The following is a 2,616-nucleotide window of genomic DNA, read 5'->3' on the forward strand; positions in this document are numbered from 1 at the left end:
CGGCGCTGCTTCGGCCGCGTTTTCCGCCTGCACCACCACCGGTCCGGGCCCCGAACCCGTCCAGCCGCCACCGCCGGCCTATGTGGAGCCGCCGCTCGGCGACTACGAGACGATGTATGGGCCGATATCCGACAACGGCTTCGACCTGCCGGCCATCCCGGTAAACAAGATCGATCACAAATTCCTGCGCCAGATCGTTCCCGACCCGACCGGACAGCGGCCAGGCACGATCGTCGTCGATACGACGAACCACTTCCTCTACCTGGTGCGCGAGGGCGGCCAGGCGATCCGCTACGGCGTCGGCCTCGGCCGCGCCGGCTTCGAGTGGTCGGGCGACGCCGTAGTGCAGTGGAAGCAGAAGTGGCCGAAATGGACGCCGCCGGACGAGATGGTCGCCCGCCAGCCGGAACTGACGCAGTTCAGCGCCAAGAATGGCGGCATGCCCGGCGGCTTGAAGAACCCGCTCGGCGCTCGCGCGCTCTATTTGTTCCAGGGCAGCCAGGACACGCTCTACCGCCTGCACGGCTCGCCGGAATGGTGGTCGATCGGCAAATCGGTCTCGTCGGGCTGCGTGCGCCTGATCAACCAGGACATCATCGACCTCTACGACCGCGTGCCGAACAAGAGCCCGGTCGTCGTGACGGCCGATATCGGCGAGCCTGTGTCAGACTTGCCTGAGCGCAGGGCGATCCCGATCGACAACGGCGTGCCGACAGGTTCGATCCTGCTCGGGCCCGTAAAGCGGATCACCAACGAGATCTTCTGAGCCGGTCGGGAGGCAAGGCGGCGGAAGCCGCCGCCTTGCCCGTCATGCCTGGACGGGTTGCACGGCCAGGCGCTCGCCCAGATTGGTGAAGAACTGCCCCGCGAGCTTGCGGGCGGTGGAATCGATCAGGCGTCCGCCGAGCTGTGCGATCCTGCCTCCGACATCGGCCTTGACCACATAGGACAGCATCGTGACACCCGGCCCGTCTTCGGCCAGGGATACGTCGGCGTGGCCCTTGGCGAAACCGGCGATACCGCCTTTCCCTTCCCCGCTGATCGTATAGGCGCGCGGCGGGTCGAGATTGCTCAATTCGACCTCGCCATCGAAGCGGGCCTTGATCGGCCCTATCTTCAGCACGACCGTCGCGGTCATATTGGTGTCCGACTGCTTTTCCAGTGCCTCGCAGCCTGGGATGCATAGCTTGAGCGTCTCGGGGTCATTAAGTGCCCGCCAGACCGTCTCGACGGGGGCCTCAATTCGCTCCTGCCCGTTCATATCCATGAAATCACGCCCTTTCCGTTGCTGATTGATGGGTGCCCCCCGCTGCCCGCGGCGGCGCTCGATGGTGATTTCGGCGAGGATCGACAGCGCGATCTCTTCCGGAGTGATACCACCGATGTCGAGCCCGGCCGGCGCCTTGACGCGATCCAGGGCCTCGGCCACGACGCCTTGCGCGGCGAGTTTCTCGCGCAGTGAAGCCATCTTGCGCCGGCTGCCGACAAAGCCGTGATATTCCGCCTCTATCGCAACAGCAGCCTTGAGCGCGGCCTCGTCGCCCTTGCCTTGCGTGGAGACGATCACGAAACGCCGGGCCCGATAGGAAGCGTCTGGCACGAAGCCATCCACTATGTTGTCCGCCTCCGGCATGGTGTCGAAATGCGAGAGCGGCGCCGCCAGGGTGACATGGTAGCCGAGCGGCCGGGCCTGCTCGACCAGCGCCTGCGCCACCGGGCTGGAGCCGATCACGACCAGCACAGGCTTCGGCAGGACGGGCTCGACGAAGATATCCATGGTGCCGCGCGACGGACACATGTTCCTGGCGAAGTTGATGCCGTCGCGATCCTCGCCCGGCTTGACGCCGAGCTCTTCCAGGAGGTTTTCCGGCTGGATCGAGACCAGGCGCGACTGGCCGTCGGCCAGGGCCTCGCGCGCGGCCTTCAGCGTCGCGCCACGCGCGCAGCCGCCGCCGATCCATCCCGCCTCGATGCGACCGTCAGGCCGGATGATCGCCTTGGCGCCGGCCTTGGCCGCCGTGACCGACACGGTGCGGACGACAGTTGCGAGGACAAACGGCTCTTCTGCCGCTTTCAGGCGGGACATCAGATCCAATACGTCGACATGGGCGGTCATCTTCGCCTCCGTCACAGTTTGACCAGATAGGATTCAAGCGCCGCCAGGCTTTTCAGCGTATGCGCCGGCGCCAGGAGATCGATATGCGGCAACGCCGCCTTGATGCCGGCGGCCTCCGGCGCATAGCCTTCCCAGCCCATCATCGGATTGAGCCAGACGATGCGGCGGCAGCGGCGGGCGAGCCCGGCCATCTCGCGCCCGAGCAGTGCCGAGTCTCCGGTCTCATAACCATCCGAGACGATCATGACGCAGGTTCGCGAATGAATGACGCGCGCCGCATGCCAGCGGTTGAAGGTGGCAAGGCTCTCACCGATCCGCGTGCCGCCACCGGCGCCCTGCGCCAGCAGCGAAAGCCTGTCGAGCGCCCGTGCCGCGTCTTTCTCCTTCATCGCGTCGGAGACATAGGCAAGGCGCGTATGGAAAAGGAAGGCCTCCGCTTCGCGGAACTCGTCCAGCACGCCGTGGATGAAACGCAGGAACGTGCCGGTATACATGCTCAT

At 65.8% G+C, this 2,616-nt stretch carries 3 protein-coding genes and 1 pseudogene; 1 reads left to right on the plus strand and 3 read right to left on the minus strand.

All coding sequences use genetic code 11. From position 1 onward, the window contains the following. Window positions 1–766 (plus strand): L,D-transpeptidase (locus EOA29_RS32420; RefSeq protein ID WP_145969930.1); only part of this gene is annotated, 766 nt, incomplete at its 5' end. A 42-nt stretch (window positions 767–808) separates the two neighbouring features. On the opposite strand, the gene EOA29_RS32425 is transcribed toward EOA29_RS32420, so the two are convergent. From EOA29_RS32425 to EOA29_RS32435, 3 genes and pseudogenes are all read right to left on the minus strand, one after another. Continuing rightward, window positions 809–1,267: a carbon monoxide dehydrogenase subunit G gene (locus tag EOA29_RS32425; RefSeq protein WP_126096002.1), complete on the minus strand. Its 459-nt coding sequence runs from the start codon at window positions 1,265–1,267 to the stop codon at window positions 809–811. A 36-nt stretch (window positions 1,268–1,303) separates the two neighbouring features. After that, a pseudogene (locus EOA29_RS32430) lies at window positions 1,304–2,116 on the minus strand (XdhC/CoxI family protein); the annotation flags it as partial. 11 nt (window positions 2,117–2,127) lie between these two features. Further along, the coding region (locus EOA29_RS32435; RefSeq protein WP_145969931.1) for a VWA domain-containing protein at window positions 2,128–2,616 on the minus strand (489 nt) is incomplete at its 5' end.

This window comes from Mesorhizobium sp. M1E.F.Ca.ET.063.01.1.1, from assembly GCF_003998155.1.
Taxonomy (GTDB): Bacteria; Pseudomonadota; Alphaproteobacteria; order Rhizobiales; family Rhizobiaceae; genus Mesorhizobium.